Here is a 15,666-nt window from a genome sequence, read left to right on the forward strand (position 1 = left end):
GCAGAATTTATTGTTGAAACTTCCGCACGTCACGTACACGTTACTCAGGAAACTCTTGAGATCCTTTTCGGCAAGGGTGCTACTCTTACAAAGAAGAAGGACCTTTCTCAGCCGGGCCAGTTCGCAAGCGAGCAGAGAGTTGAGGTAGTAGGCCCTAAGAAGTCTCTTGCAAACGTTTCTATCCTCGGCCCTGTAAGAAAGGCTAATCAGGTTGAGCTTTCCGCTACAGACGCACGTTCCATTGGAATCGTTGCTCCTATCAGAGAGAGCGGCGACATTGCAGGTTCAGGCGCATGTAAGCTGGTTGGCCCCTGCGGCGAGGTAGAGCTTTCCGAGGGTGTTATCGTTGCAAAGCGTCATATCCACCTTACTCCCGCTGATGCTGAGGAGCTTGGCGTAAAGGATAAGGAGATCGTTTGGGTAAAGGTCGAGACCAACGGCAGAAAGGCAATCCTCGGCGATGTTGTATGTCGTGTTTCCGAGAACTTTGCAAGAGCTATGCACATCGACACCGATGAATCCAACGCTATTTCCGCAACACCCGACCTTAAGGGTACTATCTACAGAATGTAATAGCTCATATACTGTAACAGGAGCCGCATCATTATTTGGTGCGGCTCTTTTTTTATCCCCTTGACATCTGCATATAAATGTGTTATAATCGACTATAGTCGGAAATAAAGGAGGGACAGTATGCCAAGACCCCAGAGATGCAGAAAGGTGTGCAGTGAGCCTGAATACTCAATGTTCTATCCCGCAGGTTTTGCTTCGGGGGATACGGTAACGCTCACGGTAGATGAGTACGAGGTCATACGTCTCGTTGATCTTGAAAAGCTCACCCACAGTCAGGCGGCGGAGCTTATGGAGATATCACGCACTACTGCTACGGAAATTTACAACATTGCCCGTGAAAAGATAGCGGAATGTATCGTCAACGGCAGACCTCTTGCGGTTTCGGGCGGAAGCTATGTGCTTTGCGGCGGCGGCAAATGCTGCGGCTGCCCCAGGGGAGAGGGCTGCTCCAAGGTAAAATCGAAAGGAAATGGTATTATGAGAATTGCGGTAACATTTGATAACGGAAAGATATTCCAGCATTTTGGTCACACCCGGTTTTTTAAGTTCTATGATGTCACTGACGGCAAGGTAACGGGTTCTGAAGTCATGGCGGCTCCCGAAAGCGGACACGGCGCACTGGCAGGTTTTCTCAAAGAAAACGGCACAGACGTTCTTATCTGCGGAGGTATCGGCGGCGGAGCGCAGAATGCCCTGGCAGCTGCGGGAATAAAGCTTTACGGCGGCGCTGACGGCGATGCGGACGAGGCCGTGAATGCCCTTCTCAACGGCAGTCTCAGCTATGATCCTTTTGTAATGTGCAGTCATCACGACCACGGCGAGGGTCACAACTGCGGCTCGCACAGCTGCACAAAATAAATTTCCCAAGGCATGACATGAAAGGAATGAGCATATGAAAATAACGTTTAATCCCGATGAAGAAGTGGTGAAGCTCATCAAGGAGGGGCTTGCCAAAAAGGGCGGCTACTGCCCATGTCGGCTTGAAAAGACCGAGGACAACAAATGTATGTGCAAGGAGTTCAGGGATCAGATAAAGGATCCTGATTTTGAGGGCTATTGCCATTGTATGCTGTACTATAAATCAAAGTAAAGGAGCATTGCTATGAGTGAGATTATGATAACCTCCGAGAATTTTGACAGAACTGTTATGCAGTCGGAAAAGACTGTGCTTATCGACTTCTGGGCAGGCTGGTGCGGCCCATGCAGAATGCTTGCTCCCATAATCGACGAGATCGCAGAGGAATATGCCGACACCGTTACTGTCGGCAAGATAAATGTTGACGAGCAGCCTCAGCTGGCGGCAGCTTTCGGCGTTGAAAGCATTCCCACGCTCATTGCCTTTAAAAACGGCGTTCCTCTGGGAGCGCTGGTGGGACTTCAGACCAAGGAAAGCGTCATTGACCTGATAACAGGCTGATTGTCCTAATACCAAAATTATCGGCATATTATATATGGGTGATAATATGCTGAAAAAAATTCTGTCGGTAATTTCCGCTTCTGTTATAATGATGAGCGCAGTGAATGTGTCCGCCGAGACCATATCGGAGGAATATTCCCGCAGCTACGTGCTGATGGAGGCGGAGACACATACCGTTATCCGTGAAAACAACGGCGATAAAAGAGTAAAAATGGGCTCGTTCAACAAGCTTATGACAGTTCTCCTTGCGGCGGAAGCCATGGACAGGGGAGAGCTGTCTCTTGAAACAGAGCTTGTTACCAGCGAGCACGCCAACTCTATGCAGGGTGCACAGATATGGCTAATGCCCGGGGAGAAAATGGCCCTCGGCGACCTGCTCAAAGGCGTGATAATAGGCAACGCCAACGATGCCTGCTGTGTTATTGCGGAAAAAATTAGCGGCAGCGAGGAAAAGTTCACGGAGCTTATGAACAGCCGTGCCGCCGAGCTTGGCATGAACGATACTCTTTTTACCGAATGTACGGGCTATTACGGCGATGATGCCCAATATACCACTGCCCATGACGCCGCTCTGCTGCTGTGTGAGCTTTCAAAACACAATGAGCTGACGGAAATGTTCACCTCACGCATTGACGAGCTGAAAGGCGGAGAGGTGCAGCTGGTGACGGCCAACCGAATGGGCCACAGATATAAAGGCTCTGTGGGCTTTAAATGCGGTACGGGCCCGTCATCGGGATATTTTGCCGCCGAGGGTGCAAGGCGTGATGATATCTGCTTTGTGACCGCCGTTATGGACTGCCCCGATGAAGATATCGCCATGGCGCTGGCAAAGGAGCTGCTTGACATCGGCTTTGACGGGTATATGATAACCTCGCCGCCAATACCCGATGACCTGCCCGAAAGTATCCTTGTGAAGCAGGGCTGCGCCGAAAGCGTGCGGCTGGCGGTGGAGCCTGTGGGCAACGTAGTGGTGTCAAAGGGCAGTGCGGGGAACATCACAGCGAGGATATCCCTGCCAACAGGAGTGTATGCTCCGCTGAAAAAGGGCGATAAGGTAGGGGAGCTGCGGCTGTACATCGGCAAAAGGCTCCTAAAGACCTGCGATATCTGTGCGGCAGAGTATATCTGCAAAAAAGATTTCAAAAATGTGTTGTCAGAAATGCTGAAAAATTTGTTTTGCTTTTAGTTAAATCAACTAATTTTCGGCTAATTAAGTTAATGTTGCCAAAAAATCTTGCAAAATCCCCGAAAATATAGTAATATAATAATGGCTATGGAATGATGCGTATGTGCATTTTGTACTGCGCAATATATATTGGAGGATAATGAAAATGGCACCTTTACATCTTAATACAAAGTATCTTGAGAGCTTCATCGCTCCTCATGAAATGGAAGCTGCTAAGGCTCAGGCTGAGCTTGCTGCAAAGATCCTTGAGGATAAGAGCGGCGCTGGAAATGATTTCCTCGGCTGGACCGATCTTCCCGTAAACTACGACAAGGACGAGTTTGCAAGGATCAAGGCTGCTGCCAAGAAGATCCAACAGAATTCCGATATACTTATCGTTATCGGCATCGGCGGTTCCTACCTGGGCGCAAGAGCTGCTATCGAGCTGATGAAGTCTCCTCTTTACAATAATCTGAAGAAAGACACACCTGACATCTACTATGTGGGCAACAACATTTCCCCCACATATCTCAATGAGATCGTTTCTCTCTGCGAGGGCAAGGATTTTTCCGTTAACGTAATTTCCAAGTCCGGTACAACTACCGAGCCTGCTCTTGCTTTCAGAGTATTCAGAGAGATGATCGAGAAGAAGTACGGCAAGGAAGGCGCTAAGGATAGGATCTTCGCCACCACCGATAAGGCGAGAGGAACCCTCAAGGAGCTTTCCGACAAGGAAGGCTACGAGACCTTCGTTATCGCTGACGATATCGGCGGAAGATATTCCGTTCTTACCGCAGTAGGTCTTCTTCCCATCGCTGTTGCAGGCTGCGATATCGACGCTGTTATGGCAGGCGCTGCACAGGCTATGAACGACCTCAAGGCTGATTTTGACAATAACGACTGCTACAAGTACGCAGCTATCAGAAATATCCTTTACAGAAAGGGCAAGTCCGTTGAGATACTGGTTGCTTACGACCCTGCATTCGCAATGATGGCAGAGTGGTTCAAGCAGCTCTTCGGCGAGAGCGAGGGCAAGGACAACAAGGGTCTGTATCCTTCCTCCTGCATCTTCTCCACCGACCTTCACTCTATGGGTCAGTTCATCCAGAGCGGCTCCAGAGTTATGTTTGAGACTGTTGTTGACATCAAGAAGCCCAAGCAGGACTTCTTCCTTGAAGACGACGCTGCAAACCTTGACGGCCTTAACTTCCTCACAAACCAGAATATGTCTGTTGTAAACAGATGCGCATATGAGGGCACTATCCTCGCTCATACCGAGGGCGGCGTTCCCAATGTTGTTCTTGAGCTTGAGGACACTGCTGAAAAGAGCTTCGGCTACATGGTTTACTTCTTCGAGAAGGCTTGCGCCGTAAGCGGATATATGCTCGGCATCAACCCCTTCAACCAGCCCGGCGTTGAGAGCTACAAGAAGAATATGTTTGCTCTCCTCGGCAAGCCCGGCTATGAGGATCAGAAGGCTGCTCTCGAGGCTAAGCTCGACAGATAAAAAAGGCTTCAGCCCCCAACGGGGTGAGTATATAAGGAGTGCTGTGTTTTGAACAGGAGCGATCCTGTTCTGCGGGCAAGACTGCACAGCGGCGTCTTATCCGTCAGCAGAGCCGCTCCGAAAAAATAATCTTCGCCGCTGAGAATGGAGTAATTATGGTAAAGATCATTACAGGTAATAAGGGTTCCGGAAAAACTAAGATTCTGATCGACATGATCAACGCTGCTTCCCAGAACACCGATGGTTACGTTGTTTGCATTGATAAGAGCGATAAGCTCAGATACGATATTCCTCACAGTGTAAGGATCGTTGACACCGACGTTTACAGAATCTATTCCTTTGAAGCTTTCTTCGGCCTTGTTGCAGGACTCGTTGCAGGCAACTACGATATTAAGGATATCTTTGTTGACTCTATCCTCAAGGTAGGCGGAGCTGATTACGATGCTCTGGGCGCTCTTCTCGCAAAGATCGACAAGCTTACAGGCAACGATGTAAACGTAGTATTCACCGTTTCCGCTGATAAGGCTGATCTTCCCGAGAGCGTTACAAAGTACGCTATCAAGTAAAATAATCAAAAAAAATCGTGCAGCCTATTGACATATCAGAAAAATAATGATATAATATAGGCTGTGTGTTGGTACAGGAGCGTTTTATGGTTATCAACTTAAAGCAGCTTTATGAGATACCCGGCGAAAAGCTGGAGCTTGATGCGCAGGTATCCCCCGAAAGGCTGAGTGAAATACATGGTTATAGCTTTATCGGTCCTGTAACTCTGAAGGGCGTTTTTCGCAACCGTGCAGGTATAGTCACATTGGAATATACCGCAGATGTGAAAATCAGCGCCGAGTGCGACCGATGCTTAAGCAGCTTTGAACGCAGTTATTCCTTCGATTTCGAGCACGTTCTCGTAAAGTCCCTTAACAGCGACAATGACGAGTACATCGTTACCGACGGTGATGACCTTGATGTGGACGAGCTTGCTGTAAATGATGTGTTGCTTCAGATGCCGACAAAGCTGCTCTGCAAAGAGGACTGCAAGGGATTGTGTCCTAAATGCGGTGCGGATTTAAACATTTCCGAATGCGGCTGTGAATAACGGCAGTATCGGGTTTATGGCTATTATGATAAGGAGGTGCTGAAATGGCAGTACCAAAGAGAAAGGTATCCAAGGCTAGACGTGATAAGAGACGTTCCGCTGTTTGGAAGCTGGACACCCCCGCTTTTTCCAGATGCTCACACTGCGGCGAGCTGGTCGCTCCTCACAAGGTTTGCAAGAACTGCGGATATTACAAGGGCGTTGAGGTAATTAAGAAGGAAGCGTAATTTCTGTTTCCTCAGAAAGCAGAGCAGGAGCAATCCGCTCTGCTTTTTTCTTAGGTTAGAATTTTCGGAGGTTTTTATGTCTGCTGAGATAACAAATGTAATAGCGGATTCACCTGCCTGGCATCACGGCGTAAAGGCGGGAGACATTCTTGTATCCGTAAACGGACATAAAATTTCTGATGTGCTTGATTATATGTATTATTCTTCGGAAAGCATGGTGACGCTTGCCCTTAAAAGAGGGGATAAGCACATTATTCTCAAATTCCCGAAGAACGAATATGACGATCTGGGGCTTGAATTTGAAACGTTCCTGATGGATAAAAAGCTGAGCTGCTGCAATAAATGCGTGTTCTGCTTTATCGACCAGATGCCCCCGAATATGCGCAAGACCCTTTATTTCAAGGACGATGACGCTCGACTTTCCTTTTTGCAGGGAAACTATGTCACCCTTACAAATCTTGTGCAGAAGGATATCGACAGAATTATTGAGATGAAGCTCAATATCAATGTTTCTGTCCATACCACAAATCCCGAGCTGCGCTGCCTGATGATGCACAATCGCTTTGCGGGTGAGAAGATAGCATTTCTCCGTCAAATGGCTGACGCAGGCATTTCCATGAACTGCCAGATAGTTCTCTGCCCGGGACTTAACGACGGCGACGAGCTTAGAAGAACGCTTACCGACCTTGGCAGCCTTATGCCAAATGTAAACAGCGTTGCTATCGTTCCCGTTGGTCTTACAAAGTTCAGAGAGGGACTTTATCCCCTTACCCTTTTCAATGAAAAAACAGCAGGGGAGGCTATCGACATTATTGAAGGCTTCCAGCAGGAGTTCCTTGAAAAATACGGTACAAGGCTGGTTTTCCCCTCGGACGAATTTTATCTTATTGCAAAAAGACCTCTCCATGATGCTGATTTCTACGAGGAATATCCACAGTATGAAAACGGCGTGGGAATGCTTCGCTCACTGTATGATGAGTTTGAGTCGGCGCTTAAACTTTCCGACCCGCCAGAGGATCAGCGGGAGGTATCCATTGCCACAGGCGCAGCCGCATTCGGGTTTATTTCAGGGCTTGCGCAGATGGCTGAACAGAAGTATAAAAACCTGAAATGCAGGGTATATAAAATTGTGAATGACTTTTTCGGTGAGACCATCACCGTTGCAGGTCTGCTGACAGCGCAGGATATCATGGCTCAGCTGAAAGACAAGCCGCTGGGAACCGAGCTTCTGCTCACAAAATCTATGATAATGCGTGACAGCGATATTTTTCTCGACGATATCACCATACCTCAGGTAGAGGAGGCTCTGGGCGTGAAAATACGCCTGACCGACAACGACGGCTTTTCTCTGCTGGACGGTATCCTTGGTGTTGAATAAAGATAGGAGATGATAATATGTCATTGCCGATAGTTGCGGTGGTGGGCCGACCCAATGTTGGTAAATCCACCCTTTTCAACAAGCTGGTAGGCAAGCGCCTTTCCATTGTTGAAGATACCCCCGGCGTTACCCGTGACCGTATTTATTCCAAATGCGAGTGGCGCAACAGGGAGTTTATGATAGTCGATACAGGCGGAATCGAGCCTGCCAGCGACGATGTTATCCTTGCCCAGATGAGACGTCAGGCACAGGTTGCCATCGAAAAGGCAGATGTTATAGTTTTTCTTACCGATATGCGCTGCGGTGTTACTGCCGATGATTATGAGGTAGCTTCCATGCTCCAGAAGAGCGGTAAGCCCGTTATACTTGCGGTAAACAAGTGCGACGGCATAGGCGAGCCTCCCCCTGAGTTTTATGAGTTCTATAATCTTGGCATGGGCGATCCGTTCCCCGTATCCGCACTTCACGGACACGGTTCGGGCGATCTGCTTGATGAGATATTCAAGTATTTCCCCAAGGAGGACACTCCCGAATATGATGAGGAGTATATCAAGGTAGCTGTTATCGGAAAGCCGAACGTTGGAAAATCCTCCCTTATCAACCGCATTGCAGGCGAGGAGAGAGCTATCGTTTCCGATATTGCGGGAACCACCCGTGACGCTACCGATACTATCATCGAGAATGAGGACGGCAAGTACGTTTTCATTGATACCGCAGGTATCAGAAGAAAGTCCAAGATAACCGAAAAAATAGAGCATTACAGCGTGCTGAGAGCTTATATGGCAGTTGACCGTGCCGACGTGTGCGTTATCGTTATCGACGCACTTGTGGGCTTTACCGATCAGGATTCCAAGGTAGCGGGCTATGCCCATGAGCAGGGCAAGGCGTGCATCGTTGCCGTCAACAAGTGGGACGCTGTTGACAAAAGCACAGGCACTATGGAGGAATATACCAATGACCTGAAGGAAAAGTTCAGCTTCATGTCATATGTTCCTTTCATATTCATCTCCGCAAAAACGGGTCAGCGTGTGGATAAGCTGTTTGAGCTTATAAACAGCGTAAATTCCCAGAACTGCATGAGAATAACCACAGGTATGCTCAACGATGTGCTTTCTTATGCCACCACAAGAGTTCAGCCCCCCTCCGACAAGGGCAGACGACTGAAGATATACTATATGACTCAGGCATCGGTAAGACCGCCCACATTCGTTGTCTTTGTGAACCGTGCAGACCTGTTCCACTTCTCGTATCAGCGATACATTGAAAATCAGATACGCCAGACCTTCGGACTTACAGGAACGCCCGTCCGCTTTGTTATCAGAGAAAGAGACAATCAGGATACTAAGTAATTTTTGGGGGTAGATCAAATGCTGATACTCACATTGCTGCTCACAGCGGTGATATCATATCTGCTGGGAAGCTGCAACTCGGCTATAATAGTTGTAAAGCTTTTAAAGCATGAGGATATAAGAGAACACGGAAGCAAGAACGCAGGGCTTACAAATACCCTGCGCTGCTACGGAAAGGTGCCTGCCCTGCTGACGCTTATCGGCGATCTGGCAAAGGGAGTTGTTGCGGTTCTGATTTCCCTGCAGATAGCAAAGCTGCTTATGGGTGCCGATTTTGAAAGTGTTCATGCTTTGGTGGATAAAAGAACTATCGGATATATCTCGGGACTTTTTTCCATAATCGGTCATATTTTTCCGCTGTACTACGGCTTCAAGGGCGGAAAGGGCGTGCTTGTTTCATGCTCTATCCTGCTGGTCATCGACCCTGTTACATTCTGCATAGTAATACCGTTTTTCATAATCGTGGTTGCTATATCCAGATATGTTTCCCTCGGTTCCATACTCTCGGCAGCGGTATATCCTATAATCACATTCTGCGTGCACATGTTCGTGTATAACGTGGGCATCGAAAGAGCGCTGATACATACGGGACTGGTGCTCTGCACAAGTATCCTGCTCATTTATATGCACCGCTCCAATATCCAGCGCCTCAGAAACGGCACTGAAAACAAATTCGGCAGCAAGAAGAAAACAGACGTAATGAACGATTCGGACGTAGTTAAATAAATTTAGGAGGTTCAGGCGCATGGAAAAAGCAAATATTGCCGTTCTCGGTTCAGGCGGATTCGGATTGAGCCTTGCAGTAATGATGGACAAAATGGGTCATGACGTAACAGTATGGTCAAAGTTCAAGTCCGAGCTTGACGATATCAGGCGTGACGGCGAAAACAAGGCAAAGCTCCCCGGTGTCAAGATAAGCGAGAGCATAAAGCTCACCGATGATATCTCCTGCGTAACGGGCAAGGACCTTGTTATTCTTGGTATCCCCGTTAATTTCGTAAGAAGCGTGGCAAAGGAAGCCGCACCTTTCATCAGCGAAAACACCGTTGTGGTAAACACAGGCAAGGGACTTGAGGGCGGTTCTCTCAAGTTTATAAGTGAAGTCGTAAAGGAAGAGATCGGCAGACCTATTGTTGTGCTCACAGGCCCTTCCCATGCGGAGGAAGTGGCTATCGGAATGCCCACAACAGTGGTCGTAGCTTCCGAGATACCCGAAGAGGCTGACTATGTTCAGAGCGTAATGTCCAGCAGTACTCTCAGAATTTACATAAACGACGATGTAGTAGGCTGCGAAATGGGCGGCGCACTTAAAAATATCATCGCTCTCTGCGCAGGCATATGCGACGGAATGGGCTACGGTGACAACACCAAGGCAGCCCTTATGACAAGAGGTATGTCAGAGATAACCCGTCTGGGAATGGCTCTGGGCGGCAAGCGAGAGACCTTTGCAGGCCTTTCGGGCGTGGGTGACCTTATCGTTACCTGCACCAGTATGCACAGCCGCAACAGGCGTGCAGGCATACTTATCGGCAAGGGCACAGATCCCGCCGAGGCTGTAAAGCAGGTGGGAACCGTTGAGGGCTACTTCTGCACCAAGGCAGCATATGAGATAGCTCAGAAAAACAACATCTGTATGCCTATCACCGAGCAGTGCTACAACGTGCTTTACAACGGCGCTGATCCCCATGACGCTATAAAGTGCCTTATGGGTCGCCCCAAGAAGCATGAGACTGAGCCTAATTTGTTTTTATAATTTCTATGGTTTATAAAAAAATCCTCTGGGAGAAATTCTCTCAGAGGATTTTTTTATCAGTTAATGGAAGAATGACTGTAAATGAAAAATTCCTCCTGACTTTTGTTGTAATACTAATCTTTAATCGTTCTATAGACAAAGCCGACAGATGAAATAAGACCAGTCTAGGAAAGCGACTGCAGGCGGGCTTGTCGCCCGGCAAGGGAGCTTGACGAAGAATGGGCTTATTTCAGCCGAGGATTTGTCTATAGGTTGATTGAGGATTAGTATAAGCCTCAAATGCTTTGTCAAACTCGTTTGCTGCATTTTTGTCATATGTTCCTTTACAGCTGAATAGACTGTACAAAAAGGAAAGGACGAAAAGCTATGGATAACAGTATTCTGAGATATTTTGGCGGCATGGTGTACAAAGCCCTTGCCGCATATGATGAAAGCATGGGAAAGCTCTGCGAAATACGTCTGCGGGCGGGAAAGGCTGTGGGGATAACCACCGAAAAGGGTTATTGTTTTCTGAATGCAAATGGACTTGCTTTGGCGATGAAATCGCCATCTCCTCAGCAGGTGCTGACGGTCACTGCCGATGATATCCGCCGCACCTTTGAGGCTTTGTGCAGATTTTCCGTTCACAGCTGTCAGGGGCAGATAAGCAGGGGATTTATCACCGTTGCAGGGGGACACCGTGCGGGTATCTGCGGAACTGCAGTTTATTCACCTGATGGGCGGGTGGAAAACTTAAAATACATAAGCGGGATAAACTTTCGCATTGCAAGGGAGATAAAAGGTGCGGCGGACAGGCTTTCCGACTGCGTGAAGCGCCCGACGGGAGTGCTTATATGCGGCGAGCCGTGTTCGGGAAAGACCACCGTTCTCCGTGACCTTTGCCGTCAGGCAGGGAACAGGTTCCCCGTTTCCCTCATTGACGAGCGTGGGGAGATCGCTGCTGCCTGCGGCGGAGTGCCCAACAATGACGTTGGAGCAAATACGGACGTGCTGAACGGCTTTTCCAAGGGGGACGGCATAATTACAGCAGTGCGCTCAATGTCACCCAGACTTATAGTCTGCGATGAGATAGGCTCGGAGGAGGATATCCGTGCCCTGCGGCTGGCGTCTCTCAGCGGAGTAAAGGCGGCGGCAGCAGTCCACTGCAGCTCACCCGATGAGTTTATGCGTCGGGAGCATCTCAGGCGGCTCATTGCCGAGGGCGTTTTTGAGTACATAGTTTTTGTTCATCAGCGTGAGATAGTTAAGATATACAGCGGCAGAGAGCTTATCGAAGCCTGCGGAAAGGAGCAGCGCAATGGTTAAGATAACTGGGATAATGCTCCTGCTTTTTATGTCGGCAATGACAGGATTTTTTGCGGCGGACAGCCTCAGGCGCAGGCTCTGCGGACTGAAAGCCCTCAGAAATATGCTTGAATCCTTGCGGCTCATGGTAAGGTACGAAGCGCTGGAGGTCACGGAAATGGTAAGGCGGCTGTGCGAGGGTGAGATATCCTCCGAGATAAGCTTCATATCCGCTCTTAACGAGCTTATACAGTCAGAGGTGGAAACGGGGAATATGACCTTCTCCGAGGCGTGGAGCATGGCGGTAAATGAAAACGGAGGAGCTTTCACCGAAGATGATAAAGCTCTTATCTGTCGGGTGGGAAACGTTCTCGGCTCATGCAGCTGTGACGGTCAGCTTTCCGCACTGTCCCTTGCCTGCGAGGAAACGGACAGGCTCATCATCGACGCAGGCGAGCAGTACAAGGCAAAGGGACGGCTGTACAGGGCGCTGGGAGCCATAGCAGGGGCAGTGATAGCAGTCATCATCGTGTAATACCAAGCAGCTTACGGAGGACAAAAAAGCAATGGATATCGAACTTATTTTCAAGGTGGCAGGCGTGGGGATAATCGTTTCTGTGCTGAACGTTCTGCTCAAAAAGGCGGAGCGTGACGAGCAGGCACTTATGACCACCCTTGCGGGGCTTGTGGTGGTGCTTATGCTTATGATAGACGAGATAGCACAGCTTTTCGAGCGTGTCCGTGACGCTTTCGGGGTGTGATATGACTGCGGACAAGCTGGCGCTGATAGCAGGCGTGTGCATCTTCACGGCGGCGCTTTGTCGGGTGTTTGATAACGGCGCAAAGGAATACGGCGTAATGGTAAAGACTGCTGCGGCAGTGGGGATAATGTGGGCGGTGGTCATGGGTGTAATGCCTGTTATAGAGCGGCTGGAGGCTATTTTTGACCGCAGCGGAGCTGATCCGTTCTATTTTACCGTTCTGTTAAAAGGCTTGGGGATATGCTTTCTGACACGCCTTGCAGGGGATATCTGCCGTGACAGCGGCGAGGGTGCGCTGGCGGTACAGGCGGAGACGGCAGGCAGAACGGCGCTGCTGGTCATAGCCCTGCCGCTGTTTGAAAAGGCGGCTGACCTTGCCGCAGGACTGATATACTGAGGGACTTATATGAAAAAGCTTTTGATGATAATGCTTTGGGCGGCTTTTCTGTTTGTTTTCGGCACAAATGTGGGAGCGGAGGAGCCTGCGGACATATCCTCACTGGCGGAGGATTACGGCGCAAATGACACTGCCGACAGCCTGCCCTATGATGCGGCGGAATTTCTGCGGGAAAATAACATCTCCCCCGATGACCCTGAGGGAATAACCTCACTTTCTCCCAAAACGGTCATTGCCTACATGACCGAAAAGCTGAAACACAGCGCTGCCGCACCTCTGCGGCTCTTCGGAACGGTGATCTCCGTGGTGATACTTGCAGCGGCAGGTGGAGCGGCAGCGGACGTGGTTCAGAGCGGCGGTTCGGAGAAGATATACCGTACAGTGGCGGTTCTGGCGGCGGTGGGAGTAACGGTGCCATCACTTGAAAGCTGCATCGACACGGCGGCTCAGACCCTTGTACAGGGCAGCGACTTCCTTGTGTGCTATGTGCCTGTGTTTACGGGGATAGCGGCGGCATCTGGAAATGTGACCGCTTCCGCAGGGTATAACCTGACGGTGCTTCTGCTGGCGCAGGCAGCGGTGAAAATAGCCTCAGATGTGCTTGTCCCCGTCATATCCGTCTGCATGGCAATGAATATAATCGACGCTGTTAACCCTGCGTTCAGCCTTTCATCAATAACCGGACTGCTGAAAAAATGGACATCTCTTTTCCTTGGGCTGATGATGACCGTATTCACGGGGCTGCTTTCAATTCAGAGCATTGTGGGCACATCTGCCGATACCCTTGGAGTTAAGGCAGCAAAATTCGTGGTATCGAACTTCGTTCCCATAGTGGGAAGCGCCGTGGCGGACGCATACACCACCATGCGCTCGGGACTGGGGCTGCTGCGTGGCGCAACGGGAGCTTTCGGCATAATCGCCCTCTGTGTGACCCTGCTGCCGCCAATTCTGGAAACTCTGTGCCTGTACCTTGCCATGACCGCAGGGGAAGCGGCGGCGGAGCTTTTCGGTGCAAAGGAGCTGGGCAGATTTTTCGGCGGAGCGGCATCTCTGCTGGCAATGACAGGGGCGGTGCTTGCCTGCTTTGTGGTGATGTTCGTTATTTCAACGGTGATACTTATGGCGGCCGGTATGACGGCGGCTTAAAGGAGAAGATATGGACATATTCAGAGGTGCGGCGGCTTCCGCCTGCTTTCTGGGGATAATTTTTTCGGCGCTGAGCGGCATAATGCCCGATGAAAAATTCTCAAAGCATATAAATATGATATTTTCGCTGGTGATGATACTTGCAGTTATCACTCCGTTCATCGGCGCTGACATCAGCTTTGATGACTTTGTGCCCGATGAGGGCATTTCCTCGGACTATGAGGAGATATATGCCAAAGGGCTGAGCGAGACCGTTCAGTCGGAGCTGTGCGGGAATATAGGCGCTTTGCTTGAAGAAAACGGCATAACCGCCGTAAAAATATCCGCAGATGTAAATAATTTTTCCGATGGCAGCATATCTATTAGTAAGGTCACGGTAAGTCTCTCCGACGGGGCGGAAAAAGATAAGACATATAAGCTTCTGCGTGATGCTCTGGGGGAGGATACCGTGGTCGAAGTCAAAAATGAGAGGAGCGCTGAAAATGAGAGCTGATATTCGGGAGCTGGTCAGAAAGCTCCTTTCAAGCAAAAAGGCAATGACAGCCGCAGCAGCCCTTGGCATAATGGGAATGCTGATGATACTTTTTTCGGGAGGGGATAAGAACGAAAATACTGTACAGACACAGGACGTGCCCGAAAGCGCCTCATGGAGCGACTACAGCACGCAGACCGAGGAGCGGCTCGAGACTATCCTATCCGCCATAGACGGCGTAGGCAGGGTAAAGGTCATGGTAACTGTCAGCTCCACGGAGGAATATGTGTATGCCGAAGCCGAAAAGCTCGGGGCAGACAGAGAGGAGCGTGACTATGTTACCGTAAAAGGCTCAGGCGGAGAGGAGGCGCTGGTCAGAAAGATAAATGTGCCCGTTATAACGGGCGTTGTGGCGGTGTGCGACGGCGGAAATTCGGACAAAGTCCGTGAAGATGTTTACCGTGCCGTCACCGCCGCACTGGGGATACCCTCAAATTGTGTATATGTAACAGCGATGGAATAATATCATTATATAAAACGGAGGAATTTATTATGCGCAAACCAAATCTTATCATCGGCAAAAAGCAGATCATACTTGCAAGCCTTACCCTTGTGCTGGGCATTGCGGTGTATATGAACTATGTGTTCGCAGAGGTGGGCAATGACATCGCCGCAGATGCGGAGATACAGTCAGCCGCCGATACTCAGGTAAATTACGGCGATGCGGCATTTGTCGGTGCGGACAGCTCCGACCCTGCGGAGCCTGCCTCAGCGGGAGCTTCCGACTATTTCGCTCAGGCACGCCTTTCCCGAATGACCTCCCGTGATGATGCGGTGCAGACCCTTTCTGCGATCCTTGGCGGCGGCGACCTTACCGAAGAAGAGAATGCAGCTTATACCATGGAAGCGGTAAACCTCTCCCAGCTTTCCGAGAGCGAAAGCAAGGTGGAGTCGCTTATCAGAGCGCAGGGCTTTGAGGACTGCGTGGTATATCTGGACGGCGAAACTGCCAGCATCGTGGTAAAGTCAGAGGGTCTTGCGGCGGAGCAGGCAGCACAGATAAAGGACATTCTGTTAACAGAAGTCACAATTCCTGCGGAAAATATCAGAATTTTTGAGGTTAAGTAGTTGTGTAATTCTT

General features: G+C 49.6%; 21 protein-coding genes. All 21 read left to right on the forward strand.

Annotation, left to right across the window (positions count from 1 at the left end; all coding sequences use genetic code 11):
- On the forward strand, window positions 1–573 hold a 573-nt coding region (locus tag OCV68_RS01885; protein ID WP_262570316.1), incomplete at its 5' end, for a phosphate propanoyltransferase.
- A 120-nt stretch (window positions 574–693) separates the two neighbouring features.
- Window positions 694–1,431 carry a DUF134 domain-containing protein gene (locus tag OCV68_RS01890; RefSeq protein WP_147621771.1) on the forward strand — a complete coding sequence of 246 codons (738 nt, stop codon included), beginning with the start codon at window positions 694–696 and terminating at the stop codon, window positions 1,429–1,431.
- A gap of 34 nt (window positions 1,432–1,465) precedes the next feature.
- Window positions 1,466–1,663 (forward strand): ferredoxin-thioredoxin reductase catalytic domain-containing protein, encoded by a 198-nt coding sequence (locus OCV68_RS01895; protein WP_022475904.1) that lies wholly within the window; start codon window positions 1,466–1,468, stop codon window positions 1,661–1,663.
- A 12-nt stretch (window positions 1,664–1,675) separates the two neighbouring features.
- Window positions 1,676–1,990, forward strand: coding sequence for a thioredoxin (trxA, locus tag OCV68_RS01900; RefSeq protein ID WP_147621770.1), 315 nt, complete (start codon window positions 1,676–1,678; stop codon window positions 1,988–1,990).
- A 46-nt stretch (window positions 1,991–2,036) separates the two neighbouring features.
- Window positions 2,037–3,176, forward strand: a complete 1,140-nt coding sequence (locus OCV68_RS01905) for a D-alanyl-D-alanine carboxypeptidase family protein (RefSeq protein ID WP_178086055.1) — start codon at window positions 2,037–2,039, stop codon at window positions 3,174–3,176.
- 139 nt (window positions 3,177–3,315) lie between these two features.
- Entirely contained in the window at window positions 3,316–4,662 is a 1,347-nt protein-coding gene (locus OCV68_RS01910) for a glucose-6-phosphate isomerase (RefSeq protein ID WP_147621768.1), read from the forward strand.
- Between the two features lie 38 nt (window positions 4,663–4,700).
- Window positions 4,701–5,228 carry a hypothetical protein gene (locus tag OCV68_RS01915; protein WP_262570319.1) on the forward strand — a complete coding sequence of 176 codons (528 nt, stop codon included), beginning with the start codon at window positions 4,701–4,703 and terminating at the stop codon, window positions 5,226–5,228.
- Between the two features lie 86 nt (window positions 5,229–5,314).
- The gene (locus OCV68_RS01920; RefSeq protein WP_022475899.1) at window positions 5,315–5,758 is read left to right on the forward strand and encodes a YceD family protein; all 444 of its coding nucleotides are present in this window, start codon (window positions 5,315–5,317) and stop codon (window positions 5,756–5,758) included.
- A gap of 44 nt (window positions 5,759–5,802) precedes the next feature.
- Window positions 5,803–5,985 carry a 50S ribosomal protein L32 gene (gene rpmF, locus OCV68_RS01925; RefSeq protein ID WP_022475898.1) on the forward strand — a complete coding sequence of 61 codons (183 nt, stop codon included), beginning with the start codon at window positions 5,803–5,805 and terminating at the stop codon, window positions 5,983–5,985.
- A 76-nt stretch (window positions 5,986–6,061) separates the two neighbouring features.
- Window positions 6,062–7,363, forward strand: a complete 1,302-nt coding sequence (locus OCV68_RS01930; RefSeq protein ID WP_022475897.1) for a DUF512 domain-containing protein — start codon at window positions 6,062–6,064, stop codon at window positions 7,361–7,363.
- Between the two features lie 17 nt (window positions 7,364–7,380).
- A complete protein-coding gene (der, locus tag OCV68_RS01935; protein ID WP_022475896.1) occupies window positions 7,381–8,712 on the forward strand; it encodes a ribosome biogenesis GTPase Der in 1,332 nt (443 codons plus the stop codon).
- 18 nt (window positions 8,713–8,730) lie between these two features.
- The gene (gene plsY, locus OCV68_RS01940) at window positions 8,731–9,438 is read left to right on the forward strand and encodes a glycerol-3-phosphate 1-O-acyltransferase PlsY (RefSeq protein WP_022475895.1); all 708 of its coding nucleotides are present in this window, start codon (window positions 8,731–8,733) and stop codon (window positions 9,436–9,438) included.
- A 19-nt stretch (window positions 9,439–9,457) separates the two neighbouring features.
- Window positions 9,458–10,465 carry an NAD(P)H-dependent glycerol-3-phosphate dehydrogenase gene (locus OCV68_RS01945; RefSeq protein ID WP_022475894.1) on the forward strand — a complete coding sequence of 336 codons (1,008 nt, stop codon included), beginning with the start codon at window positions 9,458–9,460 and terminating at the stop codon, window positions 10,463–10,465.
- Between the two features lie 366 nt (window positions 10,466–10,831).
- Complete coding sequence (locus OCV68_RS01950) at window positions 10,832–11,770, forward strand: stage III sporulation protein AA (RefSeq protein ID WP_262570321.1); 939 nt, start codon at window positions 10,832–10,834, stop codon at window positions 11,768–11,770.
- On the forward strand, window positions 11,763–12,284 hold the full coding sequence (locus OCV68_RS01955) for a stage III sporulation protein AB (protein WP_022475892.1): 522 nt from the start codon (window positions 11,763–11,765) through the stop codon (window positions 12,282–12,284). The genes OCV68_RS01950 and OCV68_RS01955 overlap by 8 nt, the downstream gene beginning before the upstream one ends.
- A gap of 31 nt (window positions 12,285–12,315) precedes the next feature.
- Window positions 12,316–12,510: a stage III sporulation protein AC gene (gene spoIIIAC / locus OCV68_RS01960; protein ID WP_022475891.1), complete on the forward strand. Its 195-nt coding sequence runs from the start codon at window positions 12,316–12,318 to the stop codon at window positions 12,508–12,510.
- A gap of 1 nt (window position 12,511) precedes the next feature.
- Window positions 12,512–12,907: a stage III sporulation AC/AD family protein gene (locus OCV68_RS01965; RefSeq protein WP_147621766.1), complete on the forward strand. Its 396-nt coding sequence runs from the start codon at window positions 12,512–12,514 to the stop codon at window positions 12,905–12,907.
- A 9-nt stretch (window positions 12,908–12,916) separates the two neighbouring features.
- Window positions 12,917–14,053, forward strand: coding sequence for a stage III sporulation protein AE (locus OCV68_RS01970; RefSeq protein ID WP_147621765.1), 1,137 nt, complete (start codon window positions 12,917–12,919; stop codon window positions 14,051–14,053).
- 10 nt (window positions 14,054–14,063) lie between these two features.
- Entirely contained in the window at window positions 14,064–14,546 is a 483-nt protein-coding gene (locus tag OCV68_RS01975; RefSeq protein ID WP_262570322.1) for a stage III sporulation protein AF, read from the forward strand.
- Window positions 14,536–15,048 carry a hypothetical protein gene (locus tag OCV68_RS01980; RefSeq protein WP_262570324.1) on the forward strand — a complete coding sequence of 171 codons (513 nt, stop codon included), beginning with the start codon at window positions 14,536–14,538 and terminating at the stop codon, window positions 15,046–15,048. The genes OCV68_RS01975 and OCV68_RS01980 overlap by 11 nt, the downstream gene beginning before the upstream one ends.
- A 29-nt stretch (window positions 15,049–15,077) precedes the next feature.
- Window positions 15,078–15,653, forward strand: a complete 576-nt coding sequence (locus OCV68_RS01985; RefSeq protein ID WP_147621762.1) for a SpoIIIAH-like family protein — start codon at window positions 15,078–15,080, stop codon at window positions 15,651–15,653.
- Window positions 15,654–15,666 lie beyond the last annotated feature (13 nt).

This window comes from Huintestinicola butyrica (genome assembly GCF_025567215.1).
Lineage (GTDB): Bacteria > Bacillota > Clostridia > Oscillospirales > Ruminococcaceae > Huintestinicola > Huintestinicola butyrica.